Below are 25883 nucleotides of genomic sequence, written 5' to 3'. Positions count from 1 at the left end.
GGGCGGGGTTATACGTAACACTTGGAGGCGCGACATGGCCGCGGGGTACCTGGAGATCCTCAGGGCGAGACACGCGGCCCGGCTGCTGACCGGCACCCTGGTGGGCCGGCTGCCCAACGCGACCGCCGCGATCGCGCTGGTGCTGTTCGTCCGCGCCGAGGGCGGTACGTACGGCCTGGCGGGCGCCCTCGCGGCCGTGTACGGCGTCGCCAACGCCGTCGGCCAGCCCGTGCTGGGCCGCCTGGTGGACCTGTACGGCCAGCCGCGCGTCCAGCTGCCCGCCGCCGTCCTGTCGGCGCTGGCGATGGCCGCCTTCGCGTTCGCGGGCACCGGCTCGCTGCCCCTCGCCTGCGCCGCCGTGGCCGCCGCCGGCCTGTTCACCCCGCCGCTGGAGGGCGGTCTGCGGGCCCTGTGGCCCTCCGTGCTGCGCCGCGAGGAGCAGGTGCACACCGCGTACGCCATGGACGCCGTCGCCCAGGAAGTCATTTTCACGGTGGGCCCGTTGCTGGTCACGCTGTGCGTGTCGCTGTGGTCGGAGCGGGCGGCGCTGCTGGTGCTGAACGCCGTCGGCGTCCTCGGCGCGCTCTCCGTGGTCCTCTCGCCGCCCTCGCGCGCGTGGCGCTCGGCGCCGCGCGAGGCGCACTGGCTGGGCGCCCTGCGCTCGCCCGGGCTGCTCGCGCTGCTCGCCGCGTTCCTGTTCGTCGGCATCGCGCTCGGCTCCATCACCGTGGCCTCAGTGCCGTACGCCGACGAGCACGGCGGCGACGCGGTCTACGGCTGGCTGATGGCCGCTCTCGGCCTCGGGGCGCTCATCGGCGGCACCGTGTACGGCGCACGCTCCTGGAGCGGCGCGCCCGAGCGGCGACTGCGGGTCCTGGTCGCCCTTCTGGCGGTCTGTTACCTGCCGCTGATGCTCATGCCGGGCCCCGTCGCCATGGTGCTGCTCAGCCTGGTCTCCGGGGTGTTCCTCGCCCCCTGCATCGCCTGCGCGTTCATCATCGTCGACCGGCACGCCCCGAGCGGCACCGTCACCGAGGCCTTCTCCTGGCTCGTCACGACGTTCACGGTGGGAGCCTCGGTGGGAACGGGCCTGGCGGGCCCGGTGGTCCAGGCCGGCGGCCCGCTGTGGGGATACGCCGTACCCGGCGCCGCGGGAGCCGTGTCCCTGCTGGTCCTCCTCGCCACCGGGCGGGTCCTCGCAGCTCCCGCGCGGAGCGGGGTTGTTGCGGCTTCATCGGAAAATGATCCAAATCGTGCTGCCGAACCCCGTTTCAGCTCGGGGGATCGGGCGTAATGTTCAGTCATGGACCGCCGCATTTTCGGGCTGGAGAACGAGTACGGCGTCACATGCACGTTCAGGGGACAGCGGCGCCTGTCTCCTGACGAGGTGGCGCGGTACCTCTTCCGCCGTGTCGTGTCATGGGGCCGCAGCAGCAATGTCTTTCTGCGAAACGGCGCCCGGCTCTATCTGGACGTGGGGTCACATCCGGAATACGCCACACCCGAATGTGACAACGTGACCGAACTGGTCACCCACGACAAGGCCGGCGAGCGCATTCTCGAAGGACTCCTGGTGGACGCGGAACGACGCCTGCACGAGGAGGGAATCGCGGGCGACGTCTACCTCTTCAAGAACAACACCGACTCGGCGGGCAACTCCTACGGGTGCCACGAGAACTATCTGGTGGCCCGGCACGGGGAGTTCTCCCGGCTCGCGGACATCCTCATCCCCTTCCTGGTGACCAGGCAGCTGCTGTGCGGTGCGGGCAAGGTCCTGCAGACCCCGCGCGGCGCGGTGTACTGCGTCAGCCAGCGTGCCGAGCACATCTGGGAGGGCGTCTCCTCGGCGACGACCCGCTCCAGGCCCATCATCAACACCCGCGACGAACCGCACGCGGACGCCGAGCGCTACCGCCGGCTGCACGTCATCGTGGGCGACTCGAACATGTCCGAGACGACCATGCTGCTCAAGGTCGGCGCGACCGACCTGGTGCTGCGCATGATCGAGGCGGGCACCGTGATGCGCGACCTCACCCTGGAGAACCCGATCCGGGCGATCCGCGAGGTCAGCCACGACATCACCGGCCGGCGCAAGGTGCGCCTGGCCAGCGGCCGGGAGGCGTCCGCGCTGGAGGTGCAGCGCGAGTACTTCGACAAGGCCGTCGACTTCTGCGACCGCCGCGGCATCCGCACCGGCACGGTCGCGCAGGTCCTGGAGCTGTGGGGCCGCACCCTCGACGCCATCGAGACCGAGGAACTGGACCGCATCGGCACCGAGATCGACTGGGTCATGAAGTACAAGCTCATCGAGCGGTACCGGGCCAAGCACAACATGACCATGTCGCACCCGCGGGTCGCCCAGATAGACCTCGCGTACCACGACATCCACCGTCGCCGGGGCCTTTACTACCTGCTGGAGAAGAAGGGCCAAGCCACCCGGATCTGCAACGACTTGAAGATCTTCGAGGGCAAGTCGGTCCCCCCGCAGACCACTCGGGCCCGGCTGCGCGGCGACTTCATCCGCCGGGCGCAGGAACAGCGCCGCGACTTCACGGTCGACTGGGTGCACCTCAAGCTCAACGACCAGGCACAGCGCACCGTGTTGTGCAAGGACCCGTTCCGCTCGGTGGACGACCGCGTGGAGAAGCTCATCGCCGGAATGTGACACCGCACGCGAGTCAAGCCTTTCCGGGCCGAAATGCCGGAACGCCACACGGGCGCCGTACGTTTACCGTACGGCGCCCGTCTCGCGTCGTAGAGTTGCGCGCACGCCAATCCGCAAGATCGACCGATTACGAGGCCCTTCCCGTGCGCCGACGCTCACTCCTCCTCGCCGCCGTACCCGCAGGACTGGTCACGCTCGCCGGATGCGGCGACGACAAGTCCGAGTCCAGCAAGGCCGGCGCGTCGCCGACACCGTCGGGCCCGGCGTCCTCGGTACCCCCGCCCAAGATCGTGGACGGGCCGCTGCCGGCGATCACGGCGGGCACGAAGTTCGGGGAGAAGCCGACCGTCGCCAAGGGGCCGGGCGACCCGTCGAAGGATCTCGCGGTCAAGACGGTCATCGCGGGCAGCGGCCGCACGGTCGCGGAGAACGACTTCATCGAGGCGAACTACCTCGGCCAGATCTGGAGCACGGCGAAGGTCTTCGACAACTCCTACGACCGCCACCGCCCGCTGGTCATGCAGCTCGCCCAGGGCAGCCTCATCGACGGCTGGCGGTACGCCCTGCAGGGCAAGAAGACCGGCAGCCGCGTGCTCATCGCCGTACCGCCCACCTGGGGCTACGGCACGTCGGGCAACGCGCAGGCGGGCATCAAGGGCACCGACACCCTGGTCTTCGTCATCGACGTGATCAACTCGTTCAACTCCAAGAGCTCCGCCCAGGGCAAGGAGGTCCCGCAGGACGACCCCGCGCTGCCGACGGTCGGCACCAACACCGACGGCAAGGCGCCGGCGATCAAGCCGGCCAAGCAGAGCACCCCGCCCAAGGAGCTGGCCTCCGTCTACGTCCTGGAGGGCGACGGCCCCGAGGTCAAGGCGAACCAGGCGGTGCTGTGCCAGTTCAAGGGCGTGGTCTGGGGCACCGACAAGGCGTTCCAGCAGACGTACGACTCCGGGCGGCTCAGCCAGTTCTCCCTGGAGCAGATGCAGCAGGTCGTCAAGGGGCTGTCGCAGGGACTGACCGGCAAGAAGGTGGGCAGCAGGGTCCTGATCGTCGTGCCGCCGGACCTGGGCTACGGCGACACCCCGCCGAGCGGCAGCGGCATCAAGAAGGGCGCCACGCTGGTGTTCTCGGTCGACATCCTCGCCGCGATGTGAACCGTGCCCGCCGCGGGGCCGTGGCGGGCGGGAGACCAGCGGGGATGACAGACTGTCCATGTTTCGTCTCGTAAACAAGCAGGAGCTTTTGACGTGAGCATCGAGAAGCCCGAGATCGACTTCCCGGGCGGCGAGCCGCCGGCGGACCTCGAGATCAAGGACATCTGGGAAGGGGACGGCGACGTCGCCGAAGCGGGCGACATCGTCAAGGTCCACTACGTGGGCGTCGCCTTCTCCTCCGGCGAGGAGTTCGACGCCTCCTGGAACCGCGGCACCCCGCTGGACTTCCAGCTCGGCGTCGGCCAGGTCATCCAGGGCTGGGACAAGGGCGTCCAGGGCATGAAGGTCGGCGGCCGCCGCCAGCTGACCATCCCCGCGCCCCTCGCGTACGGCGACCGCGGCGCGGGTGGCGGCCGGATCGCCCCGGGCGAGACGCTGATCTTCGTCTGCGACCTCGTGGGCGTTGCCAAGCGCTGACCGAAGATGGTCGAAGGAGGGCCCGTGCTGTCCGCACGGGCCCTCCTCGCGTGACCGCCGCTGTTCAGGACGGCTCCGCTTCCCCGCTCCGGCTTTTGCCCCGACACCCCGGGGCGGTACGGTCATCGGTCGGAAGCACCATAGGGAAGGCGAAGGGCGTCGATGGCCATTGCCAAGGCCGAGCGGCTGATGAACCTCGCGCTGTGCCTGCTCGGCACACGCCGGCCGCTCAGCAAGCGCGAGCTGCGCGACTCCATCGAGGCGTACGTCGAGGCCTCCAGGCCGGAGCGGGGCGCGGCGGGCAGCGACGACTCCTTCAACCGCATGTTCGAGCGGGACAAGGACGACCTGCGCGAGCTGGGCCTGGTCATCGAGACCGTGGAGAACATCGACGGCGAGGTCGGCTACCTCGCCCGCCGGGACAGCAACCGCCTGCCCCCCATCACCCTGGACGCCGAGGAGGCCGCCGCCCTGGGCCTGGCCGCCAAGGTCTGGCAGCAGGCCCGGCTGGCCGGCGCGGCCAGCGGCGCCCTGCAGAAGCTGCGCGCCGCCGGGCTCCCCGAGGACGTCGACCCCTACGAGGCGCACGGCGCCCTGGAGCCGCGCATCCCGGTGCACGAGGCCGCCTTCGAACCGCTGATGCTGGCCTGCCGCGACCGCCGTCCCGTGGTCTTCGACTACCGCAAGGCCTCCGCCGCCCACCCCGAGCCCCGGCACGTCGAGCCGTGGGCGCTGGAGTGCTGGCGCGGCCACTGGTACCTGGCCGGTTTCGACCGGGACCGGGGCGCAGAGCGCGTCTTCCGGCTCTCCCGGATCACCGGCCGGGTGCGCTCGCGCGGCACCGGCCTCACCGCGCCGGTGCCCGACGTGGTCACCGTGCGTGAGACGGTGGCGAGCTGGGCCGGCGAGATCGCCGACCGCTCGGCGCTGATCCGGCTGCGCTCCGGCTCCGGTTACCCCCTTCGGGCGAAGGCCACCGCGGTCCGGGAACTGGGCGACGGCTGGGACGAGTTGGAGATTCCGTACGGGCACGGGCTGGACGCCTGGCTGGTGGAGTTCGGACCGGACGCGGTGGTCGTGGAGCCGGCCGAGCTGCGCGCGGACGTGGTGGACCGGCTGCGTGCCGTGGCCAAGGGCTGAGGGGGAGCGGAGCACAACCATGGCAGGCAAACCGGTCAGGCCCGTGAACGCCATCGACCAGACCCGGCGGATGCTCTCCCTGGTGACCTACCTCAGGGAGCGCCCCGGCGCCCGGATCGCGGACGTGGCGCGCGCCTTCGGCATCACCGAGGACGAGCTGGTCTCCGACCTCGATCTGCTGCCCATGTGCGGCACCAGCTTCCGCGGCGGCGACCTGCTGGACATCGACACCGACGGCGAGCGCATCTGGTGGCACAACCCGGCCGCGCTCGGCGAGGAGGCGGCCGAGCCGCTCCGGCTCGCCGCCGACGAGGCCACGGCCCTGCTGGTGGCCGCCCGTGCGGTGTCCACCCTGCCGGGCCTGAGGGAGAGCGACCGCCAGGCGCTGCTGCGGGCGACGGCCAAGGTGGAGACGGCGGCCGGGGAGGCGGCCGGCGCCAGCGCCCGGCTCTCGGTGACCTTCGAGTCCGAGGGCGGGGTCTTCGCCGACGTCGACCGGGCCATCTCCGAGCGCCGCCGGCTGTGGATCCGCTACTACTCACCCGCGCGCGACGAGATCACCGAGCGGGAGATCGACCCGATCCGCCTGGTCAGCGTCGGCCACACCTACGTCGAGGCCTGGTGCCGCCGCTCCGAGGCGCGCCGCACCTTCCGGCTGGACCGGGTCGCCGAGATCAGGATCCTGGACGAGCCGTCCGCGCCGCCCGAGATGGAGCTGCGGGACCTGTCCGAGGCCCTGGTGCAGCCGGCCGCCGAGGATCCGGAGGTGGTCATCGAGGTCGGTCCCGGCGGCCGCTGGGTGGCCGAGTACTACCCGCACGACAGCGCCGATGAGCTTCCCGACGGCGGGCTGCGTATCACTCTGCGCACCCCCGATCCGGCCTCGCTGAGACGGCTGGCCCTGCGCCTCGGCCGTGACGGCCGGATCGTCTCGCCGCCCGAGCTGGCCGACAGCGCCCGCCGGGCGGCCCGCGAGGCGCTGGCGGCGTACGACACCGCCGCCCCGCCGGCGCGCGGTGGTGCCGACGAACGGCGTGACGACAGGCAGGAGCGAGAGCGTTGAGCGAGTCTCCGGTGTCCGGTGCGGGCCGAGCCACGAGGGAGGCGGGCGGCCAGATGACGGTGGCGTCCGCCTTCGCCGGGATGAGAAGAGCCGTCCCGGTGCTGTTCCGGGCCGGCTGCCCGGACTGCCGGGGCCGTTTCGAACTCGCCGCGGGCGCGCTGCGCCTGGCCATAGGTGCCACGAGCAGGACGACGTTCTACTCCTTCACCTGCCCCGACTGCGGCGTCTCGGTGCGCAAGCCCGCGGGGGAGCGGATCGTCGAACTGCTCACCGGCGGCGGTGTCCGCACCCTGCGGCTGCACTCCACGGTGTAGGACCGTCTAAGGTCGACGTCATGTTCTGGCCGATGTTCGCGGTAGCCGTGGGTTTTGTGACCGTCGCCGTGCTGGGGGTGCTCGCCGTGCGGGTCTTCGTCGAGGCACGGCGGCTCGGGCAGCAGGTCGCCGACTCCGCGCGCCGTATCAACCGGGCCGCCGAGGACCTGGAGCGGGCGACGGTGAGCGCGGCCCGGGCCGTGGACACGCTGTGAGTCCCGCACCTCGTGCGGTCTGGGCTACTTCGCCCTGTCATGGCCCGGGCCCCGCCAGGTACGCTGCTGGTCGCGGCCCGGTGAACGAGGCACGGGCCGCCGGCAGAGAAATACGCAGGGGGATTGTTCCGCGTTCACTCCCGGGCGTTACGATCGCTGCCAGCACGATGGTCAGACTCGTGTCCGACCGGTCGGACACCCACCCGCCTCGGTGAGAAGGTGAAGAACTATGTTCCGCAACGGACTTGAGCCGTGGCACCTGCTGCTCCTCGTACTGGTGATCGTCCTCGTCTTCGGTTCCAAGAAGCTCCCGGACATGGCGCGCTCGCTCGGCAAGTCCGCGCGCATCCTCAAGAGCGAGGCGAAGGCGATGAAGGACGACGGCAAGCAGCCCGAGGCCGGCACCGCCCAGTCCACCGAGGACCCCGCTCCGGCGCAGCGCACGATCCAGGCCGCTCCCGGCGACGTGACCAGCTCCCGTCCGGTCAACGAGCCCACGGACACGACCCAGCGCTGACGCGAGGACTGGAGCCGATCCGGTCCGCTGCACGAGATGAGGATGTGGGTTGCCCAAGTCTGCCCGCAAGAGTGAGAGAGATCCCGAGGGGCGGATGCCGCTCGTGGATCACTTGCGTGAGCTGCGCAACCGGCTCGCGAAGGGTGTTCTGGCGATCCTGGTCGTCACGATCGTGGCGGCGTTCTTCTACCGGGACATCATCGACTTCATCACCGAGCCGGTGCTCGACGAGATCGGCTGCCACCAGTCCTTCGGGGAGCTGGCCCAGGCCAAGAACGTACACTGCGCGCACCTCACCGTCAGCGGTTTGCTGGCTCCGTTCACCCTGGCCCTGAAGGTCGCCCTGATGGCCGGTGTCGTGCTCGCGTCGCCGGTCTGGCTGTACCAGTTGTGGGCGTTCGTCGCCCCGGGGCTGCACCGCAGCGAGAAAAGGTACGCCTACGCGTTCGTCGGATTCGGCTTCCCGCTCTTCCTGGGTGGTGGCTACCTCGCCTACCACGTGCTGCCCACCACGGCGAAGGTGATGATCGGGCTGACCCCGTCCGGGGTCGAGAACCTGCAGCCGCTGGACGAACTGCTGGACCTGGTCACCCGCATGGTCGTCGTCTTCGGCCTCGCCTTCGAGATGCCGCTGCTGCTGGTCATGCTCAACCTCACCGGTGTCCTGTCCGGCCGGCGAATGCTCGGCTGGTGGCGGGGCATGGTCGTCGGCATCACCGCCTTCGCGGCCGTGGCTACGCCCAGCCCTGACCCGATGACGATGCTGGCGCTGGCCGCGCCGATCTGGGCGCTCTACTTCATCGCTGTGGCCATCGCGCTGTTCAACGACCGGCGCCGGGCCCGCCGAGCGGCCGAGGGCCCCGGCGACGACGAGGCGTCCGAACTGGACCTCACGCCCGAGGCGATCGGCGAGATCGAGCCGGTGAGCGCCAGTCTCGCAGTGCCGGAGCAGACGACCGTCGCGCGTGCCGAGGCGAGGGACTACGACGACTTCACGTAGGAGAGAGCTGGAGATCGTTCCGATTCGAGGAGGCACCCTTCCGGGGTGCCTCCTCGAATTCGTGGCGGCAGTGGCCGGATCTCGATCTTGTCCGCCCGCGGAATGGACACTTAACGTCACCAGGTGTTTGCGAGGCCTTCATCTGGTTTCGGGTGTTCAGGGCCTCGCTTCTTCGTGTCCGACTTGGGGAGGGGACAACATCATGAATGGTGTCTTGAGGTCCGCGTTCGTCACGCTGGCAGCCGGGGGAGCGCTTTTCGTGGCGATGAGCAGTCCTGCGGTCGCCGCCGATGACGACACGGGTGTCGTCGGCGGGTCTCCGGCCAGTGGCAGCACGTGCATCATCAACATCCAGGGCGCCAAGGGCTGCTTCCAGCCCTACGGCGACGTGATCTGGATCAAGGACACTTCCCTGGACGGTTACGGTGTCTATGCGAAGTGGACGAACCAGCTCAAGAACTCCAGCGGCAACTGGCAGACCTATCGGACCGGTAAGTGCTCGAACCCCGGGAGCTCCGGCGACTGGGCCGCGTGCAACAAGGATTTTTACGAATCGAGCAGCACCAATGCGTACGGCGGCAAGGGGAGCCGTATCCAGGTGACGGCCTGCGTGGCCAGCATCGGTGACGACGAGTGTGACACCAGCACCTGGATCAGCAACAACGGCTGATACCCCCGGCGCGGCCGGCACCCCCAGCGGGGGTACCGGCCTCGGCGCTTCCCGGCTCGGGGTGATCGGGATAATGATCGTCCTGTTGTCAGTGCGGCCCGGTACGCTCGAAAGCACGATGACAGAGGACCTCTCACCGGCCGAGCGGTACGCGGCCGCCCGTCTGCGGGCAGCCGAGCAGGCCACCGCGCTCGCGTCCTTCCGCGAGATGTACGACTTCGGCCTCGACCCCTTCCAGATCGAGGCCTGCCAGGCGCTCGAAGCGGGGAAGGGCGTGCTGGTGGCCGCCCCCACCGGCTCGGGCAAGACGATCGTGGGCGAGTTCGCCGTCCACCTCGCCCTGCTGCAGGGCAAGAAGTGCTTCTACACCACCCCCATCAAGGCGCTGTCCAACCAGAAGTACGCCGACCTGTGCCGCCGCTACGGCGCGGCCAAGGTCGGTCTGCTCACCGGCGACAACAGCGTGAACTCCGACGCCCCGGTGGTCGTGATGACCACCGAGGTGCTGCGGAACATGCTGTACGCCGGCTCGCAGACCCTCCTCGGCCTCGGCTACGTGGTCATGGACGAGGTGCACTACCTCTCCGACCGCTTCCGCGGCGCCGTCTGGGAGGAGGTGATCATCCACCTGCCCGAGTCGGTGACCCTGGTGTCGCTGTCGGCGACCGTGTCCAACGCCGAGGAGTTCGGTGACTGGCTGGACACCGTCCGCGGCGACACCGAGGTGATCGTCTCCGAGCACCGGCCCGTGCCGCTGTTCCAGCACGTGCTGGCCGGCCGCCGGATGTACGACCTGTTCGAGGAGGGCGAGGGCCACAAGAAGGCCGTCAACCCCGACCTCGCCCGGCTCGCCCGCATGGAGGCGAGCCGGCCGTCGTACCAGGACCGGCGGCGCGGGCGCGCGATGCGCGAGGCCGACCGGGAGCGGGAGCGCAGACAGCGCTCCCGGGTGTGGACGCCGGGCCGGCCGGAGGTCATCGAGCGCCTCGACGCCGAGGGCCTGCTGCCCGCCATCACCTTCATCTTCAGCCGGGCCGCCTGCGAGGCCGCGGTCCAGCAGTGCCTTTACGCGGGCCTCAGGCTCAACGACGACGAGGCCAGGCAACGGGTGCGGGCCCTCGTCGAGGAGCGGACCGCCGCCATCCCGACGGAGGACCTGCACGTCCTCGGGTACTACGAGTGGCTGGAAGGTCTGGAGCGCGGCATCGCCGCCCACCACGCGGGCATGCTGCCGACCTTCAAGGAGGTCGTGGAGGAGCTGTTCGTACGCGGTCTCGTCAAGGCCGTGTTCGCGACCGAGACGCTCGCGCTGGGCATCAACATGCCCGCCCGTTCGGTGGTCCTGGAGAAGCTCGTCAAGTGGAACGGCGAGCAGCACGCCGACATCACCCCCGGCGAGTACACGCAGCTCACCGGACGGGCCGGCCGCCGGGGCATCGACGTCGAGGGCCACGCGGTCGTGCTGTGGCAGCGCGGCATGAGCCCCGAGCACCTGGCCGGTCTCGCCGGCACCCGCACGTACCCGCTGCGCTCCAGCTTCAAGCCGTCGTACAACATGGCGGTCAACCTGGTCGGGCAGTTCGGCCGGCACCGCTCCCGCGAGCTGCTGGAGACCTCGTTCGCGCAGTTCCAGGCCGACAAGTCGGTCGTCGGGATCTCCCGTCAGGTGCAGCGCAACGAGGAGGGCCTGGACGGCTACAAGGCCTCGATGACCTGCCACCTCGGCGACTTCGAGGAGTACGCGCGGCTGCGCCGCGAGCTGAAGGACCGGGAGACCGAACTCGCCCGGCAGGGCGCCAGCGAGCGGCGCGCCGAGGCGGCCGTCGCCCTGGAGAGGCTCAAGCCGGGGGACGTCATCCACGTGCCCACCGGCAAGTACGCGGGCCTCGCCCTGGTGCTGGACCCGGGCCTGCCCGCCGGGCGTTCCAACGGCCACCGCGGCTTCGACGCCCACGACGGCCCGCGACCGCTGGTGCTGACGGCCGAACGTCAGGTCAAGCGGCTGGCGTCGATGGACTTCCCGGTGCCGGTCGAGCCGCTGGACCGGATGCGGATCCCGAAGTCCTTCAACCCGCGCTCCCCGCAGTCCCGCCGGGACCTCGCCTCGGCGCTGCGCACCAAGGCCGGGCACATCCCGCCGGAGAGGGCCCGCAAGAAGCGTTCGCAGGCCGCCGACGACCGGGAGATCGCCCGGCTGCGCACGGCGATCCGCGCGCACCCCTGCCACGGCTGCGACGACCGCGAGGACCACGCCCGCTGGGCCGAGCGCTACCACCGGCTGCTGCGGGACACCTCGCAGCTCGAGCGCCGGATCGAGGGCCGTACGAACACCATCGCCCGGACCTTCGACCGGATCGTGGCGCTGCTCACGGAGCTGGACTACCTGCGCGGTGACGAGGTCACCGAGCACGGCAGGCGGCTCGCCCGGCTCTACGGCGAGCTGGACCTGCTGGCCAGCGAATGCCTGCGCGAGGGCGTCTGGGAGGACCTCGCCCCGGCCGAACTCGCCGCCTGCGTCTCGGCGCTGGTGTACGAGGCCCGGGTCGGCGACGACGCGATGGCACCCAAGCTGCCCGCGGGCAGGGCGAAGGCCGCCCTCGGCGAGATGGTCCGGATCTGGGGCCGGCTGGACGCCGTGGAGGAGGAGTTCCGGATCAGCCAGACCGAGGGAGTCGGCCAGCGCGAGCCGGACCTCGGCTTCGCCTGGGCCGCCTACATGTGGGCCTCCGGAAAGGGCCTCGACGAGGTGCTGCGCGAGGCGGAGATGCCGGCGGGCGACTTCGTGCGCTGGTGCAAGCAGGTGATCGACGTGCTCGGGCAGATCTCCGCCGCCGCGCCCGTCGAGGGCTCGACCGTGGCGAAGGCGGCGCGCAAGGCCGTGGACCAGCTCCTGCGCGGCGTGGTGGCCTACTCGTCGGTGGGCTGAGCCCGCCCGGCCGACGCGACCGGCCGCGGCCGGTCGCGTCGGCCGCCGAACCCCCTCATTCACTCGTCACGGTGAGGGGGTTTCGTATGCCCTTGCGCCGTCACTGATGGTGTTCGAACAAACGCAAAGCGTGTAAATGGAGCCGAGCGTACTCCTGTTGCGCGGGTGAATTCAGGTGCTTGCCGAATATGACACGGCGATGATCCGGTCGGACTAAGCTCGCCCGCGACGCACCGAGTTGAGCCAATTCGGGCGTCTGTCGCCAAACCTCCCGAAGATCCCGTTACTTCCGTGAATCTTCCCCGCGCAAGCTCCCCCGACACCCAGCCGACTCGTCTCAGAAGGCATCCATGGTGAGTGTTCGAAAGCCTCCCGGTGGCCATGAACTTCCCCTCGCGCGCGTGCTGTTGCCGCCGGCCATAGTGATGGCAGGGGCGACCGGGGCCGCCGCCGCCCTGGTCCCGGCCTCCGCCCGGATCGCCGTCGTCGGATGCGGGACCGTGGCCCTGCTGCTGATCGTCGCCCTGGCCGCGGAGATCGTCCGCCGCGGCCGCGGGCTCCGCGAGACACAAGCCGAACACGCCCGTCACACCGCGTATCTGGAGCACCGTCTCGCCATCCACGACGCGGAGATCGTCCGGCTCGGCACCCAGGTCCTGCCCACCGCGCTGCTCCACCTCCGCGCCGGAGAACCGCTCCGGGAGGTGATGCGCAAGGTCGTCGACGGCGACCCCGAGCTGCGCCACCTGCCCGACTCGCACCGCACGCTGCTGCACACGGCACTGCGCGGTGCCGACCACGAGATCTCGATGCGCGACGCCACCGAGCGCTCCTTCGTCAGCATCGCCCGCCGCGTCCAGGCCATCGTCCACCAGCAGGCCAGCGAACTGCGCGAGATGGAGGAGGACCACGGCCGCAACCCCGAGGTCTTCGACGACCTGCTGCGCATCGACCACGGCACCGCGCTGATCGGCCGCCTCGCCGACTCCATCTCCGTGCTCGGCGGCGGCCGCCCCGGCCGCCAGTGGCCGCTGCCCGTGTCGCTCTACAGCGTCCTGCGCGGCGCGATGTCCCGGATCCTTGAGTACCGGCGCATCGACCTGAACTCCATCGTCAACATCAACATCAAGGGCACGGCCGTGGAGCCCATCATCCACGCCGCCGCCGAACTGCTCGACAACGCCACCCGCTACTCGCCGCCGTCCACCAAGGTGCACGTCACCGCCGTCGAGGTGCAGACCGGCCTCGCCATCGAGATCGAGGACGCCGGCGTCAGCCTCAGCGAGGAGTCGCGGGCCCGCATCGAGAAGGCGATCACCGACGCCATGGCGGCCGACGACGCCCACAACCTGGGCGAGAGCCCGCGTCTCGGCCTCGCCGTCGTCGGCCGGCTCTGCAAGGCGTTCGACATGCAGGTCTCGCTGCGCGCCTCCGCCTACGGCGGGGTCCGCGCGATCCTCGTCGTGCCGCGCGTGATGACCACCACGGAACCCGGCGTCGGCGCCGCCCACGGCATCGGTGCCACCGCCGTGCCCATGCCCGAACTCGGCGCCGTGGAGGGCCCCAAGCGCCCGCCCAAGAAGCGCCGCCCCACCAGCCCCCGCATCCCCGCCGGGATCTCCATGGAGGACGACGTCCCCGAGGTCACCGAGTGGACGGCGGGCGGCCTGCCGCAGCGCCGCAGCCGGGTGAAGACCCCGCTCAGCCGCCGGATCGCCGAGCAGGCCGCCATCGAGCAGGCCGAACGCGAGGGCAGGCCCACCGTCTGGTCCCGGCCGGCGCCCGAACCGGAACCCGAGCCCGAGATCGACCCCGAGCTCCAGAAGCTGAAGGACCGGCCGCCGGGCATGTGGGTCGACGCCTTCTGGGACGGCCTGAAGAAGGGCATGCCCGAGGGCGCCACCGCGGCCGAGCTGACCGACTTCACCCGGAACCCGACCGCTTACCTGCACCTGATCGACGATTCGGCAGGCCCCACCGAGGCCGACGACGAGGGGAACCTCAAGTGATCCAGCAGCGAGGCAACATCGACTGGATGCTCAAGCAGCTCAACGACGGCGTCCCGGGCATCCAGATGATCGTGGTCCTCTCCGCCGACGGACTGCGCATCGCCCGGCACGGCGGCGACCCCGACACCGCCGACCGGGTGGCCGCCGCCTGCGCCGGACTGCAGAGCCTGGCCGGTGCCATCACCCAGGAGATCGAGGGCAGCGGCGACATGAAGCTCGTCGTCATCGAGATCGACGGCGGCTACTTCTACCTCATGAACGCCGGCGCCAATGCCTTCCTCGCGGTGCTCGCCGACGTGACCTGCGAACCGGGCCGGATGAGCGGCATGATGCGCGACCTCGTCGTCCGGATCGGCACCCACCTGACGAGCCCGCCCCGGCGGAACGGGCAGACCGTATGACTCCGCCGCGCCGCAAACGCCGCAGGCCACCGCAGCTGCCGTCGCCCCCGCCGCCTCCGCGGCCGGCGAAGGCGGCGGACGGCCCCGAGCGGCCCGGCAACCCCGAGCGGCTGTACACCATCGCCGGCTCCGCCGACGGCGCCCGGGCCGAACTCGACCTGGTGACGCTGATCGTCGCGCACTCCGCGCCGACACCGTCCGCCTCCCCCGAGCGGGCGGCGGTGCTCCGGCTCTGCACCGCGCCGCTGTCCGTGGCCGAACTCTCGGCCTACCTCAACCTGCCGTTCAGCGCGACGACCGTCCTGCTCACCGAGCTGATCACGGCCGAACTGGTGCAGGCGCGCGCCCCGATCGTCCGCCAGGCGCTCCCCGACCGTTCACTCCTCGAAGCGGTGATGCATGGACTTCAACGGCTCTGACACCATCCCCGGCCCGCGCACCGAGGACCATCTGCCGCAGACGGCCCAGGCCGCGGTGAAGATCGTGATCGTGGGCGGGTTCGGTGTCGGAAAGACCACCATGGTCGGCTCGGTCAGCGACATCAGGCCGCTGACCACCGAGGAGACCATGACCCAGGCCGGTATCGGGGTCGACGACAACTACGGCTCCGACACCAAGACGGCCACCACGGTGGCGATGGACTTCGGCCGCATCGGCATCACCGACAAGCTGGTGCTCTACCTCTTCGGCACCCCCGGCCAGGAGCGCTTCTGGTTCCTGTGGAACGGCCTGTTCGAAGGCGCCCTCGGCGCGGTCGTCCTGGTCGACACCCGGCGCCTGGAAGTGAGCTTCGACGTCATGGGACGGCTCGAGGAACGCGGCGTGCCCTTCGTCGTCGCCGTCAACACCTTCCCGGACGCGCCCCGTTACCCGATCGAGGAGCTGCGCACCGCGCTGGACCTGGCCCCGGAGATCCCGATCATCGACTGCGACGTGCGCCGCCGGGCCTCCAGCAAGGACGTGCTGATGACCCTGATGCGCTTCCTGCACTCCCTGGCCCTGTCCGGCGCCCTCCGCTGACCCGTGTCCGACCCCCACCCCATCCGTTCCGGAGCTGCACCGTGACGTCTGAACCCCAGTCCCTGACCGGCCTCGAACCCACCCCCGGCCCGCCCCCCGGCTGCCCGGCCCACGGCCTCGGCCCCGGCGAGGCGCACCGGATCCACGGCCCCGACGCCGAGGACCTGGGCGGCCTCTACGAGCACCTGCGGGAGCTGCACGGGGCCGTGGCGCCCGTCCTGCTGCACGACGACGTGCCGATGTGGGTGGTCCTCGGCCACGCCGAGAACCTCCAGATGGTGCGCAGCCCCTCCCAGTACACCCGCGACAGCCGCGTCTGGTCCCCGCTGCTGGAGGACCGGGTCAAGCCCGACCACCCGCTCATGCCGCACATCGCCTGGCAGCCCATCTGCTCGCACGCCGAGGGCGACGAGCACCAGCGGCTGCGCGCGGCGGTCACCGGCGCCATGGCCCCCATCGACCACCGCGGCCTGCGCCGTCACATCGGCCGCTACACCCAGGCCCTGGTCAACGACTTCTGCGAGCGCGGCCGGGCCGACCTGGTCTCCCAGTTCGCCGAGCACCTGCCGATGGCCGTGATGTGCGAGATCCTCGGCATGCCCGAGGAGTATGGCGACCGGCTGGTGCAGGCCGCCCGCGACGCGCTCAAGGGCACCGAGACCGCCATCCAGAGCCACGCCTACGTGATGGAGGCGCTCGGCCGGCTCACCACCCGCCGCCGGGCGCGCCCCGAGGACGACTTCACCAGCCACCTCATCACCCACCCGGCGGGACTCACCGACGACGAGGTCCGCGAGCACCTGCGGCTCGTCCTGTTCGCCGCCTACGAGGCCACGGTCAACCTCCTCTCCAACGCGCTGCGCATGGTGCTGACCGAGCCGGGCTTCCGCGCCCAGCTCAACGGCGGCCAGATGACGGTGCCGGAGGCCATCGAGCAGTCGCTGTGGGACGAACCGCCGTTCAGCACCGTCCTCGGCTACTTCGCCAAACAGGACACCGAACTGGGCGGGCGCCGCATCCGCCGGGGCGACGGACTGCTCTTCGCGCCCGCCCCGGGCAACGTCGACCCCCGGGTGCGCCCGGACCTGTCCGCCGGCATGCAGGGCAACCGGTCCCACCTGGCGTTCGGCGGCGGCCCGCACGAGTGTCCCGGCCAGGACATCGGCCGGGCCATCGCCGACGTCGGTGTGGACGCGCTGCTGATGCGGCTGCCCGACGTCCAGCTCGACTGCGCCGAGGAGGAGCTGCGCTGGCGCTCGTCGATCGCCTCCCGGCACCTGGTGTCGCTGCCGGTGCGCTTCGAGCCCAAGGCCCAGCAGGACGTGAGCCTGCCGCCCGGCCCGTCGACCGTGCCGCCGCAGCGCTCCGCCCCGCCCGCCGCCACCGCCTACGGCGAGCCGGCTGCCGCCGCCGCATCCCGGCCCCCGGTTCCCGCGCCGGTCCACGCCGCTTCTGCCGTCCCCGCGGCGCCGCAGCCGGCCCGGCGCGAGAACGTGTGGCAGCGGCTGCTGCGCTGGTGGCGCGGGGAGTGAGCGAGGCGTCCCGCGGGGAGTGAGCGGGACCGCTAGGGCTCCTGCCCGGCCCACCCGGCCGGGCAGGACCAGGCCCGCAGGGTCCGCCTACTGACGAAGGTGTGCCGCTCCCCGGTCACCGGGTCGGTGAACTCCAGCCTCCGGGCCAGCAGTTGCAGGGGGCGCCGGAAGTCACCGGGCGGGACGGGGCCGGTCACCTCCGGGTACAGCGGGTCGCCGAGGATGGGGACGCCCAGCGCGTTCAGATGCACCCGGAGCTGGTGGGTCTGCCCCGTCTCCGGCAGGAGCCGGTAGCGGCCCAGACCGTCCCGGTGCCCGGTCAGCTCGACTCGGGTCACCGCGTTCGGCTCGCCCTCGACCTCCCGCGCGGCCTGGACCCCGCGCTCCTTCACGATCCGGCTGCGCACCGTGCGGGGCAGGGCGAGGTCAGGATCGTACGGCGCCACGGCCTCGTACTCCTTGCGCACCAGCCGGTCCCGGAACAGCGTCTGGTAGGCGCCGCGCTCCTCGGGCCGCACCGTGAACAGCACCAGGCCGGCGGTGAGCCGGTCCAGCCGGTGCGCGGCGCTCAGTGCCGGAAGGCCCAGCTCGTCGCGGAGCCGGGCCAGCGCGGTCTGGGTGACGTGCGAGCCGCGCGGGGTCGTCGCGAGGAAGTGCGGTTTGTCGGCCACGACGATGTGCTCGTCCCGGTGCACCACCTCAAGCGGGCAGGGCACCGGGACCTCGGCGGGCAGCTCCCGGTGGAACCACACGAACATCCCCGGCCGGTAGGGCGCCTCCGGCTCGACGGCCCGTCCGTCGGCGCCGACGAAGAGTCCCGCGTCGAACATGGCCTCGACGGTTCCGGGTCCGGCGCCCGTCAGCCGTGCCACGAGATGCTCCCGCACGGTCGCCCACGCGCCGTCGGGCGGCAGCCGCACCCTCACCGGGTCGACGCCGTGGCGCTGGGGGAGCGGGGCGGGCGGGGGCGGGGTACGGCGTCTCACGAGGTCAAGCGTACGAGCGCGGCGGAAGGCCGGGTCACCTCCGGCCGCTGGCCGGGGAGTCGGTGACGGGGGCCGGTCGCCGTGCGGGCGCCGGGGTCAGGCGGCCGCCGCGTCGCCGGTCTCCTGCTCGGCCTCGATGCGGGCGTTCCACTCCCGCTTGGAGGCCTGCCAGCCGTCCTCGTTGTGGCCCAGGCGCCAGTAGCCGGAGATCGACAGGTCCTCACGGGGGATCTGGAGCTCGACGCGGAGCATCCGGCGCAGCTCCTTCACGAACGCCGCCTCGCCGTGCACGAAGGCGTGCGGCCGGCCCTCGGGGAACTCCAGCGCCCGCACGGCCTCGATCAGGGCCTGGCCCACCGGCCGGTTCCCGCGGTGCAGCCAGACGACCTCCACCTCGGAGTCGATCTTCTGCTCCTCCTCCGGGCCCGCCACCTCCACGAAGGCGTGCGCCGGGGCGCCGGCCGGCAGCGTCTCCAGGGCGCGGGCGATCGCGGGCAGCGCGCTCTCGTCACCGGCGAGCAGATGCCAGTCGGCACCCGGGTCGGGGGCGTAGGCGCCGCCGGGCCCGGTGAAGCGCAGGGTGTCACCCGGGCGCGCCCGGGTGGCCCAGGGCCCGGCCAGGCCCTCGTCGCCGTGGATCACGAAGTCCAGCGTCAGCTCACGGTGCTCGGGATCCCAGGCGCGCACGGTGTACGTCCGGGTCACCGGCCACTGCTCACGCGGGAACTCGGCCCGGACGCGCTCCAGGTCGAAGGGCTCGGGATAGGTGACGCCCGCGGGGCCGAACAGCAGCTTCACGTAGTGGTCGGTGCAGGTGTCCGCGGCGAAACCGGCGAGACCCTCGCCGCCGAGCACCACGCGCTGCATGTGCGGGGTCAGCCGCTCGGTCCGCACCACCTGGGCGGTATAGGGCTTGCGCGGCTTTCGTCCCGGACGCTCTGCCATCACGGCCTCCTGCTGCATTGGTTAGGTTTACCTAAGTTAGCATCACGTACCGAGCGTCGTCAGCAGTCGTCCCAGGGAGCCGCCCAGTCCCCAGCGCGCCGCCAGTGCCTCCAGTCCCGCCGGGTCGCGCGGGGTGCGCGGCAGGGCGGTCTCGACGTCCGGCAGCGGGACGTCACCGGCCACCCGCACCACCTTCGGCGCGACGGCGACGTACGGCCGGGCCTCGGTCAGCCGCTTGCGCTGCGACGGCGTGAGCTTCGCCCGCGGGTCGTCGACCGCCGCCATGATCCCCGCCAGGTCGCCGAACTCGGCGAGCAGCTTGGCGGCCGTCTTCTCACCGATCCCGGGCACGCCCGGCAGGCCGTCGCTCGGGTCGCCGCGCAGCAGCGCCAGATCCGCGTACCCGCGCCCGTCGACCCCATACTTCTCGCGCAGTACCGCCTCGTCGGTGAGCTGCAGGGTGCCGACGCCCTTCAGGGGGTACAGCACCCGCACGCCGCGCTCGTCGTCGACCAGCTGGTAGAGGTCGCGGTCGCCGGTGACGATGTCCACGGAGCCGCCGGCCCGCGCGGTGAACGTGCCGATCACGTCGTCCGCCTCGTACCCCGCGACGCCCACCCGGGCGATGCCGATGGCGTCCAGTACCGCCTCGATGACCGGCACCTGCGGGGAGAGCGTGTCCGGCACCTCCTCCTCGTCCGGTGTGCCCTCGTGCTCCGCGGCGACGCGGTGCGCCTTGTACGTCGGGATCAGGTCCACCCGCCACTGCGGCCGCCAGTCGGCGTCCATGCAGGCCACCAGCCGCTGCGGCCGGTGGTCCTTCACCAGCCGGTCGATGAAGTCCAGCAGTCCGCGCACCGCGTTCACCGGGGTGCCGTCCGGCGCCCGCACGGAGTCCGGCACGCCGAAGTAGGCGCGGAAGTAGAGCGAGGCGGTGTCGAGGAGCATCAGTCGTCCGGTCACGCTCGCATCATGCCGTACGCCACTGACACGGCCCCGTTGTGACGTAAGACACTTAAAAGTTTGACCAATCGGGATCTGGGGAGGCGCGGCTTCTGTCATGTACGGCCGAGACGAGAGGCACGCGTGCAACCAAGGCTTGAGGCCGAGCACCTGTTCAAGGTGTTCGGCAGACGACCGGACCAGGCAGTCGAGAAACTGCGCGGGAGCACCGACCGGGAGGAACTGCGCGCCGACGGCACCACCGCCGCCGTCATCGACGCCTCCTTCCAGGTCGAGGCGGGCGAGATATTCGTCGTCATGGGGCTGTCGGGGTCCGGCAAGTCCACCCTGCTGCGGATGCTCAACGGCCTGCTCGAGCCGACCGCCGGCCGCGTCCGCTTCGACGGCCGGGACCTGACCGGGCTCGGCGACCGCGAGCTGCGCGAACTGCGCTCCAAGAAGATCAGCATGGTCTTCCAGCACTTCGCGCTCTTCCCGCACCGCAGTGTGCGCGACAACGCCGCCTACGGCCTGTCCGTGCAGGGCGTGCCCCGCGCCGAGCGCGAACGCCGCGCCGACGAGGCGCTCGCCCTGTGCGGTCTGGCCGGCTGGGAGGACTCCTGGCCCGACGAGCTGTCCGGAGGCATGCAGCAGCGCGTCGGCCTCGCCCGCGCCCTGGCCACCGACGCGGACCTGCTGCTGATGGACGAGTCCTTCAGCGCCCTGGACCCGCTGATCCGCCGGGACATGCAGGACCAGCTCCTGGAGCTGCAGAAGACCCTGAAGAAGACCATCGTCTTCATCACCCACGACCTCAACGAGGCGATGCGCCTCGGCGACCGCGTCGCCGTCATGCGCGACGGCCGGATCGTCCAGACCGGCACCGCCGAGGACATCCTGCTGCGCCCGGCGGACGACTACGTCGCCTCCTTCATCAAGGACGTCGACCGCTCCCGGGTGCTGACCGCCGCCGCGGTGATGGACACCGACGTCCGCGGCGACGAGGCCGACTGCGGCTGCGAGACGGCCGCCCCCGGCACGCCCTTCACCGAGCTGTGCGCGATCAGCGCCCGCCTCAGCCACCCCGTCGCCGTCCTGGACGCCGGCCGCGAGCTCGTCGGCGTCGTGCCGCGGCAGCGTCTGCTCGGCCTCCTCGGCGACGAACAGGGCGATCCCACCGCCTGCGACAACGACAACGGCGGAAAGGTGATCGCCCGTGCCTAGAATCCCTCTCGGCGACTGGGTCGACTCCGGCGTCAACTGGCTCGTCGACCACCTGTCCTGGCTCTTCGACGCGATCCGCGCGGTCATGGAGGGCATGTACGACGGCATCGACGCCGTCCTCGCCGCTCCCGAGCCGCTGCTCATGGCCGGCATTCTCGGCGTGATCGCCTGGTGGCTGCGCGGGCTGCTCGGCGGTGTCCTCGCCTTCGCCGGGTTCGCGCTCGTCGACTCGCTGGACCTGTGGGACCGGGCGATGTCCACGCTGGCCCTCGTCCTGGTGGCCACGGTGATCGCCCTGGTCATCTCCATCCCGCTGGGCATCTGGGCCGCCCGCTCCAAGACGGTCAGCGCCGCCGTCCGGCCCGTCCTGGACCTGCTCCAGACGATGCCGTCGATGGTCCTGCTGATCCCCGCGATGCTCTTCTTCGGTCTCGGCACCGCCGCGGGTGTCGTCGCCACCCTGATCTTCGCCCTCGCCCCCGGCGTCCGCATGACCGAGCTGGGCATCCGGCAGGTCGACGCCGAACTGGTCGAGGCCGCCGAGGCGTTCGGCACCACGCCCCGCGACACCCTGTGGCGCGTGCAGCTCCCGCTGGCCCTGCCGACCATCATGGCCGGCGTCAACCAGGTGATCATGCTGGGCCTGTCCATGGTCGTCATCGCCGGCATGGTCGGCACCGGCGGACTCGGCGGCGCGGTCAACGAGGCCATCGGCCAGCTCGACATCGGCTACGGCTTCGAGGCGGGCGTCGGCATCGTCGTCCTCGCCATCTACCTGGACCGGGTCACCGGCGCCCTCGGCACCCAGCTCTCCCCGCTCGGCCGCAGGGCCGCCGCCAAGACCCGGACGACGACCTGGTCGTACCGTCCGCGCCCGGTGGTCGCCGTCGCCGGTGTCGTCGCCCTCGCGCTCGTCGCGGGCGGTCTGGGCATCTTCGGCTCCTCCGGCACCTCCGAGGCCTCCGGCACCGACATCGGCCGGGGCAAGGAGATCAACATCGGCTACATCCCCTGGGACGAGGGCATCGCCTCCACGTTCCTGTGGAAGGAGCTGCTGGAGCGGCGCGGCTTCAAGGTGAACACCACCCAGTACGCGGCCGGCCCGCTCTACACCGGCCTCGCCACCGGCCAGCTCGACTTCGAGACCGACTCCTGGCTGCCCACCACGCACGCCGAGTACTGGAAGAAGTACGGCGGCAAGCTGGACGACCTCGGCAAGTGGTACGGCCCCACCTCCCTGGAGCTGAGCGTCCCGTCCTACGTGAAGGACGTGAACTCCCTGGCGGACCTGAAGGACCACGCCTCCGAGTTCGACGGCAGGATCGTCGGCATCGAGCCCAGCGCCGGCATGATGGGCCTGCTCAAGGACAAGGTCCTCAAGAGCTACGGCCTGCAGGGCGAGTACCAGGTCGTCGACGGCTCCACACCCGCCATGCTCGCCGAGCTCAAGCGCGCCTACGCCAAGAAGCAGCCGGTCGTCGTCACCCTGTGGTCGCCGCACTGGGCGTACAGCGACTACGACCTGAAGAAGCTGAAGGACCCCGCGGGCGCCTGGGGCAAGGGCGACGGGGTGCACACCCTCGCCCGCAAGGGCTTCGCCGACGACAACCCCGAGGTCGGCGCCTGGCTCAAGAACTTCTCGATGACCGAGAAGCAGCTCACCGGGCTGGAGGCGCAGATCCAGAAGGCCGGCAAGGGCAAGGAGCAGGACGCCGTCCGCACCTGGCTGAAGCAGCACCCGGGCCAGGCCGACAAGTGGGCGCCGATCGACCGCAAGGGCCACGAGAGCCAGGCGGCCGGATGACCTGACCGTCCCGGTCGCCGCCCGAGGGGTGGGCGCCGCCGACACGTCCACGCACGTGTCCGCGGCGCCCACCCCTCGCGGCTTTCCCCGGGCCCCGGCACGGCCCGTTGGCCCGCCCGACGCCCCCGGGACCATCCACGGTAAGGATCCGGCCAACCACGGAGGGTCATCGGCATCGCCCCGGCGGAACATCGGGGGCCGTCCGGGCCTTGGAACAAGGGAGACCCGTCCCGCACCGCGAGCCGTCGCACTGGCGTGAACCGTGGGGGTGCGGGCCCACCGGCGTGTCGGGGATGTGACAGGCGCGTGAAACGGTTTGCCGAACATGCGTAGGGTGCAGACAACTCTTCGGGGGACCGCCCGGCGACGGGTGACCGGACGGCGGCACGACGAGTGAAGGAGGGAGCCGGAGCGATGGGCGACCACAAAGAGCAGCAGCCCGTGCGGGTGGGCGCCGCCGTACGGCGGCGGCGTCGCGCGCTGGAGCTCACTCTCGCCGTCGTGGCCGAGCGCACCGGACTCTCGGTGCCCTTCCTCAGCCAGGTCGAGAACGACAAGGCCCGCCCCAGCCGCGGCTCCCTGGAGAAGCTGGCCGACGCCCTGCGCACCACCGCGGTGGAACTCCTCGCCGCCGCCGACCCGGCGGCCAGCGTGGACGTCGTACGCGCCGAGCCCGTCACCGAGTCGGACTGCCTGCCCCGCACCCGCTCGCTGGTGCGCGGGCACCACCAGTTGCACGCCTCGGAGTTCACCGGTGACCACGAGGCGGGGCGCGAGTTCCAGCACCGCAACGACGAGCTGATGTACGTCGCCGACGGCGCCGTCGAGATCGAGGCCGAGGGCCGCGCCTACCGTCTGGGCCGCGGCGACACCCTGTATCTGACCGGCGGTGTCCGCCACCGCTGGCGCGCGACGGTCCCGGACACCCGGGTGATCGTGGTGGCGGTCGCCGAGCACATCGAGGCCGTGCAGGACCGGGCGCGCTAGGTCGTGTCCGCAAATTCACGCCTGCGTCGCGACGCCCGCCCTGCGGGCGAACGACGCGACTTCGCGGACACGGCCTAGGACCCATGGTGCGCGTGGTCTCCCTGGTGCCCTCGCTGACCGAGGCGGTCGCCGAGACGCTGCCCGGCGTGCTGGCCGGGGTCACCGACTGGTGCACGCACCCCGCGGACACCGGGGCCGTCCGGATCGGCGGCACCAAGAACCCGGCCGTCGACCGGATCGTCGCCCTCGCCCCCGACCTGGTGATCGCCAACGAGGAGGAGAACCGCGCCCCCGACCTGGACGCCCTGCGTACGGCGGGTGTCGAGGTGCTGGTCACTGAGGTGCGCACGGTGCCGCAGGCGTTCCGCGAGCTGGACCGGGTGCTCACCGCGTGCGGTGCCCCGGCCCGGCCCGGCTGGCTGGACGAGGCGGAGGCGGCCTGGGCGGACCTGCCCGAGGCCCCGGCCCCGACGACGGCGGTCGTGCCCGTCTGGCGCCGCCCCTGGATGGTGCTGGGCCGGGACACCTTCGCCGGTGACGTGCTGGCCCGCCTCGGCGTGCGCCACCTCTACGCCGGCCATCCCGACCGCTACCCCCGGGTGCCCCTGGCGGAGCTGGTGGCGGCGGCCCCGGACCTGGTCGTCCTGCCGGACGAGCCCTACCGCTTCACCGCCGGGGACGGCCCCGAGGCCTTCCCCGGCCTGCGCTGCGCACTCGTCAGCGGACGCCACCTGACCTGGTACGGGCCGTCGCTGGCCGAGGCGCCGCGGGTGCTGGGCGGGGCGCTTCGGGCAGCTCTCCGCTGAGCAGCCCGCGTACCGTCCCCGAGGCGGCCGCCAGCCACGCGACGGCCAGCAGGCCGTAGAGACCGGCGGCCAGGACGTCGTACACCGCGAGTCCGGTGCGCCCGGCGAGGGAGGCGGCGCCGGTGACGCAGGTGCCCACCGGGAACGTGCACGCCCACCAGGTCATCGAGAAGCCCATGCCCCGCCGCCGGGCCCGCACCACGTGCGCCGAGGCGAGCGCCAGCCACAGCAGCGCGAACCCCATGACCGGCACCCCGTACAGCACCGCGAAGACGGCGAGGCCGCGGTCGTAGGGGGCCGGCACCACCCCGGGGGCCGCGTCCGCGATCAGGCCCACGGCGGTGGTGGACTGCCCGAGCGGGCCGAGGACCAGGAACAGGCCCGGGGTGAGCGCGAGCGGCAGCGGACCTGAGACGAGCGGCCGGGCGAAGACCATCGGCAGGGTCGCCAGCGTCGCGAGCAGACTCAGCCCGAACATCGCGAAGCACCCGAGCAGCAGGGTCTCCCGCGGCTGCCCCGGCGGCAGCAGCGGCACGAGGCGCGGGCCGACGGCGGCGGACACCATCGGCGCGACGAGCGGCAGCAGCCAGACCGGAGCGGCCTCGCGGGGCCCGCCCCGGTGGTGCGCGGCCATCAGGTACGGCACGGCCACGGCGGCCGTGAGGCCCACCGCCGTACCGGTGGTGAACAGGACCGCGTCGAGCGCCAGCGCCGGGCCGGTGCCGATCCAGTCCCGCCCCACGGTCGCCGCACCGCCGCCCACGGCCAGCAGGGCCATGGACAGGCACCCGTAGAAGGGGGCCGTGGCCGGGTCCAGCAGGCCGGCGCGGGCCCGGTCGCGGTGGTGCGTCCAGTGCCGGGCGCGGGCGGTCAGCAGGGCCGCGAGCACGACGAGGGACAGCGCCCACAGCGCGGTGCACGCCCCGCGCAGCCCGGGGACGTGCACGGGCAGCGCGGCGCCCGCAGTACCGACGACCGAGGTCCCCATGACGGAGGCGTACCAGTGGGGGCCGAGGTGCCGGACCCGGGCGGCACGCACGGTGGGCAGGGAGTGGGCTGCGATGACCATGACCGTACGATCCC

General features: G+C 71.7%; 25 protein-coding genes. 21 read left to right on the top strand and 4 right to left on the bottom strand.

Annotated features, from left to right (window positions below; translation table 11 throughout):
- The first annotated feature begins 34 nt into the window (after nucleotides 1-34).
- From ACWCPN_RS11260 to ACWCPN_RS11180, 17 genes are all read left to right on the top strand, one after another.
- Nucleotides 35-1294 (top strand): MFS transporter, encoded by a 1260-nt coding sequence (locus ACWCPN_RS11260; protein WP_451204333.1) that lies wholly within the window; start codon nucleotides 35-37, stop codon nucleotides 1292-1294.
- Nucleotides 1295-1303: 9 nt separating this feature from the next.
- Complete coding sequence (gene pafA / locus ACWCPN_RS11255; protein WP_020938995.1) at nucleotides 1304-2665, top strand: Pup--protein ligase; 1362 nt, start codon at nucleotides 1304-1306, stop codon at nucleotides 2663-2665.
- Between the two features lie 143 nt (nucleotides 2666-2808).
- Nucleotides 2809-3822: an FKBP-type peptidyl-prolyl cis-trans isomerase gene (locus ACWCPN_RS11250; protein WP_451204331.1), complete on the top strand. Its 1014-nt coding sequence runs from the start codon at nucleotides 2809-2811 to the stop codon at nucleotides 3820-3822.
- Nucleotides 3823-3915: 93 nt separating this feature from the next.
- The gene (locus ACWCPN_RS11245) at nucleotides 3916-4299 is read left to right on the top strand and encodes an FKBP-type peptidyl-prolyl cis-trans isomerase (protein WP_451204330.1); all 384 of its coding nucleotides are present in this window, start codon (nucleotides 3916-3918) and stop codon (nucleotides 4297-4299) included.
- Nucleotides 4300-4461: 162 nt separating this feature from the next.
- The gene (locus ACWCPN_RS11240) at nucleotides 4462-5439 is read left to right on the top strand and encodes a helix-turn-helix transcriptional regulator (protein ID WP_451204329.1); all 978 of its coding nucleotides are present in this window, start codon (nucleotides 4462-4464) and stop codon (nucleotides 5437-5439) included.
- A gap of 19 nt (nucleotides 5440-5458) precedes the next feature.
- Nucleotides 5459-6502, top strand: a complete 1044-nt coding sequence (locus ACWCPN_RS11235; RefSeq protein WP_451204327.1) for a helix-turn-helix transcriptional regulator — start codon at nucleotides 5459-5461, stop codon at nucleotides 6500-6502.
- Nucleotides 6503-6555: 53 nt separating this feature from the next.
- Nucleotides 6556-6816: a hypothetical protein gene (locus tag ACWCPN_RS11230; protein WP_199209925.1), complete on the top strand. Its 261-nt coding sequence runs from the start codon at nucleotides 6556-6558 to the stop codon at nucleotides 6814-6816.
- Nucleotides 6817-6836: 20 nt separating this feature from the next.
- Complete coding sequence (locus ACWCPN_RS11225; RefSeq protein ID WP_199209924.1) at nucleotides 6837-7031, top strand: hypothetical protein; 195 nt, start codon at nucleotides 6837-6839, stop codon at nucleotides 7029-7031.
- A 229-nt stretch (nucleotides 7032-7260) separates the two neighbouring features.
- Nucleotides 7261-7548, top strand: a complete 288-nt coding sequence (gene tatA, locus ACWCPN_RS11220; RefSeq protein WP_451204325.1) for a Sec-independent protein translocase subunit TatA — start codon at nucleotides 7261-7263, stop codon at nucleotides 7546-7548.
- A 49-nt stretch (nucleotides 7549-7597) separates the two neighbouring features.
- Complete coding sequence (gene tatC / locus ACWCPN_RS11215; protein WP_451204323.1) at nucleotides 7598-8548, top strand: twin-arginine translocase subunit TatC; 951 nt, start codon at nucleotides 7598-7600, stop codon at nucleotides 8546-8548.
- A 259-nt stretch (nucleotides 8549-8807) separates the two neighbouring features.
- Nucleotides 8808-9218 carry a hypothetical protein gene (locus ACWCPN_RS11210; protein WP_451204321.1) on the top strand — a complete coding sequence of 137 codons (411 nt, stop codon included), beginning with the start codon at nucleotides 8808-8810 and terminating at the stop codon, nucleotides 9216-9218.
- A gap of 73 nt (nucleotides 9219-9291) precedes the next feature.
- Entirely contained in the window at nucleotides 9292-12144 is a 2853-nt protein-coding gene (locus ACWCPN_RS11205; RefSeq protein ID WP_451204319.1) for a DEAD/DEAH box helicase, read from the top strand.
- 350 nt (nucleotides 12145-12494) lie between these two features.
- Nucleotides 12495-14153, top strand: a complete 1659-nt coding sequence (locus tag ACWCPN_RS11200) for a sensor histidine kinase (protein ID WP_451204317.1) — start codon at nucleotides 12495-12497, stop codon at nucleotides 14151-14153.
- The gene (locus ACWCPN_RS11195; protein ID WP_199209909.1) at nucleotides 14150-14554 is read left to right on the top strand and encodes a roadblock/LC7 domain-containing protein; all 405 of its coding nucleotides are present in this window, start codon (nucleotides 14150-14152) and stop codon (nucleotides 14552-14554) included. The genes ACWCPN_RS11200 and ACWCPN_RS11195 overlap by 4 nt, the downstream gene beginning before the upstream one ends.
- Entirely contained in the window at nucleotides 14551-14973 is a 423-nt protein-coding gene (locus ACWCPN_RS11190; protein ID WP_199209908.1) for a DUF742 domain-containing protein, read from the top strand. The genes ACWCPN_RS11195 and ACWCPN_RS11190 overlap by 4 nt, the downstream gene beginning before the upstream one ends.
- On the top strand, nucleotides 14954-15574 hold the full coding sequence (locus ACWCPN_RS11185; RefSeq protein ID WP_199209907.1) for a GTP-binding protein: 621 nt from the start codon (nucleotides 14954-14956) through the stop codon (nucleotides 15572-15574). The genes ACWCPN_RS11190 and ACWCPN_RS11185 overlap by 20 nt, the downstream gene beginning before the upstream one ends.
- A 41-nt stretch (nucleotides 15575-15615) precedes the next feature.
- Nucleotides 15616-17106 (top strand): cytochrome P450, encoded by a 1491-nt coding sequence (locus tag ACWCPN_RS11180; RefSeq protein WP_451204314.1) that lies wholly within the window; start codon nucleotides 15616-15618, stop codon nucleotides 17104-17106.
- A gap of 32 nt (nucleotides 17107-17138) precedes the next feature.
- Here ACWCPN_RS11180 and ACWCPN_RS11175 read toward each other — a convergent pair whose 3' ends face one another.
- The 3 genes from ACWCPN_RS11175 to ACWCPN_RS11165 all read right to left on the bottom strand — a co-directional run bounded on the left by ACWCPN_RS11175 (nucleotide 17139) and on the right by ACWCPN_RS11165 (nucleotide 20000).
- Nucleotides 17139-18092, bottom strand: a complete 954-nt coding sequence (locus tag ACWCPN_RS11175; RefSeq protein ID WP_451204312.1) for an RluA family pseudouridine synthase — start codon at nucleotides 18090-18092, stop codon at nucleotides 17139-17141.
- A gap of 96 nt (nucleotides 18093-18188) precedes the next feature.
- On the bottom strand, nucleotides 18189-19037 hold the full coding sequence (locus tag ACWCPN_RS11170; RefSeq protein ID WP_451204310.1) for a siderophore-interacting protein: 849 nt from the start codon (nucleotides 19035-19037) through the stop codon (nucleotides 18189-18191).
- Nucleotides 19038-19079: 42 nt separating this feature from the next.
- The gene (locus tag ACWCPN_RS11165) at nucleotides 19080-20000 is read right to left on the bottom strand and encodes a 5'-3' exonuclease (RefSeq protein ID WP_451204308.1); all 921 of its coding nucleotides are present in this window, start codon (nucleotides 19998-20000) and stop codon (nucleotides 19080-19082) included.
- A 123-nt stretch (nucleotides 20001-20123) separates the two neighbouring features.
- On the opposite strand from ACWCPN_RS11165, the gene ACWCPN_RS11160 reads away from it, so the two are divergent.
- The 4 genes from ACWCPN_RS11160 (at nucleotide 20124) to ACWCPN_RS11145 (ending at nucleotide 24800) form a co-directional block, all read left to right on the top strand.
- Nucleotides 20124-21203, top strand: a complete 1080-nt coding sequence (locus ACWCPN_RS11160) for a quaternary amine ABC transporter ATP-binding protein (RefSeq protein ID WP_451204306.1) — start codon at nucleotides 20124-20126, stop codon at nucleotides 21201-21203.
- A complete protein-coding gene (locus ACWCPN_RS11155; RefSeq protein WP_451204304.1) occupies nucleotides 21196-23007 on the top strand; it encodes an ABC transporter permease/substrate binding protein in 1812 nt (603 codons plus the stop codon). Before ACWCPN_RS11160 ends, ACWCPN_RS11155 begins: the two co-directional genes overlap by 8 nt.
- Nucleotides 23008-23421: 414 nt before the next feature.
- Nucleotides 23422-23994 (top strand): helix-turn-helix domain-containing protein, encoded by a 573-nt coding sequence (locus ACWCPN_RS11150; RefSeq protein ID WP_199209901.1) that lies wholly within the window; start codon nucleotides 23422-23424, stop codon nucleotides 23992-23994.
- Nucleotides 23995-24077: 83 nt separating this feature from the next.
- The gene (locus ACWCPN_RS11145; RefSeq protein ID WP_451204302.1) at nucleotides 24078-24800 is read left to right on the top strand and encodes a helical backbone metal receptor; all 723 of its coding nucleotides are present in this window, start codon (nucleotides 24078-24080) and stop codon (nucleotides 24798-24800) included.
- On the opposite strand, the gene ACWCPN_RS11140 is transcribed toward ACWCPN_RS11145, so the two are convergent.
- Nucleotides 24712-25869: a TDT family transporter gene (locus ACWCPN_RS11140; RefSeq protein WP_451204300.1), complete on the bottom strand. Its 1158-nt coding sequence runs from the start codon at nucleotides 25867-25869 to the stop codon at nucleotides 24712-24714. The two genes, ACWCPN_RS11145 and ACWCPN_RS11140, sit on opposite strands and share 89 nt — an antisense overlap.
- Nucleotides 25870-25883: the final 14 nt, after the last annotated feature.

The organism is Streptomyces sp. NPDC002386, from assembly GCF_053593175.1.
Note: the sequence above shows the minus strand (reverse complement) of the source record. Positions and strands in the feature narration are given on the sequence as shown.

What these genes read in the sequence shown, in the direction of transcription:
- ACWCPN_RS11260 (WP_451204333.1), top strand. Translation starts at nt 35, where the DNA reads ATGGCCGCGGGGTACCTGGAGATCCTCAGGGCGAGACACGCGGCCCGG.
- pafA (WP_020938995.1), top strand. Translation starts at nt 1,304, where the DNA reads ATGGACCGCCGCATTTTCGGGCTGGAGAACGAGTACGGCGTCACATGC.
- ACWCPN_RS11240 (WP_451204329.1), top strand. Translation starts at nt 4,462, where the DNA reads ATGGCCATTGCCAAGGCCGAGCGGCTGATGAACCTCGCGCTGTGCCTG.
- ACWCPN_RS11235 (WP_451204327.1), top strand. Translation starts at nt 5,459, where the DNA reads ATGGCAGGCAAACCGGTCAGGCCCGTGAACGCCATCGACCAGACCCGG.
- ACWCPN_RS11230 (WP_199209925.1), top strand. Translation starts at nt 6,556, where the DNA reads ATGACGGTGGCGTCCGCCTTCGCCGGGATGAGAAGAGCCGTCCCGGTG.
- ACWCPN_RS11225 (WP_199209924.1), top strand. Translation starts at nt 6,837, where the DNA reads ATGTTCTGGCCGATGTTCGCGGTAGCCGTGGGTTTTGTGACCGTCGCC.
- tatA (WP_451204325.1), top strand. Translation starts at nt 7,261, where the DNA reads ATGTTCCGCAACGGACTTGAGCCGTGGCACCTGCTGCTCCTCGTACTG.
- ACWCPN_RS11205 (WP_451204319.1), top strand. Translation starts at nt 9,292, where the DNA reads ATGATCGTCCTGTTGTCAGTGCGGCCCGGTACGCTCGAAAGCACGATG.
- ACWCPN_RS11200 (WP_451204317.1), top strand. Translation starts at nt 12,495, where the DNA reads ATGGTGAGTGTTCGAAAGCCTCCCGGTGGCCATGAACTTCCCCTCGCG.
- ACWCPN_RS11190 (WP_199209908.1), top strand. Translation starts at nt 14,551, where the DNA reads ATGACTCCGCCGCGCCGCAAACGCCGCAGGCCACCGCAGCTGCCGTCG.
- ACWCPN_RS11185 (WP_199209907.1), top strand. Translation starts at nt 14,954, where the DNA reads ATGGACTTCAACGGCTCTGACACCATCCCCGGCCCGCGCACCGAGGAC.
- ACWCPN_RS11170 (WP_451204310.1), bottom strand. Translation starts at nt 19,037, where the DNA reads ATGGCAGAGCGTCCGGGACGAAAGCCGCGCAAGCCCTATACCGCCCAG.
- ACWCPN_RS11150 (WP_199209901.1), top strand. Translation starts at nt 23,422, where the DNA reads ATGGGCGACCACAAAGAGCAGCAGCCCGTGCGGGTGGGCGCCGCCGTA.
- ACWCPN_RS11145 (WP_451204302.1), top strand. Translation starts at nt 24,078, where the DNA reads ATGGTGCGCGTGGTCTCCCTGGTGCCCTCGCTGACCGAGGCGGTCGCC.
- ACWCPN_RS11140 (WP_451204300.1), bottom strand. Translation starts at nt 25,869, where the DNA reads ATGGTCATCGCAGCCCACTCCCTGCCCACCGTGCGTGCCGCCCGGGTC.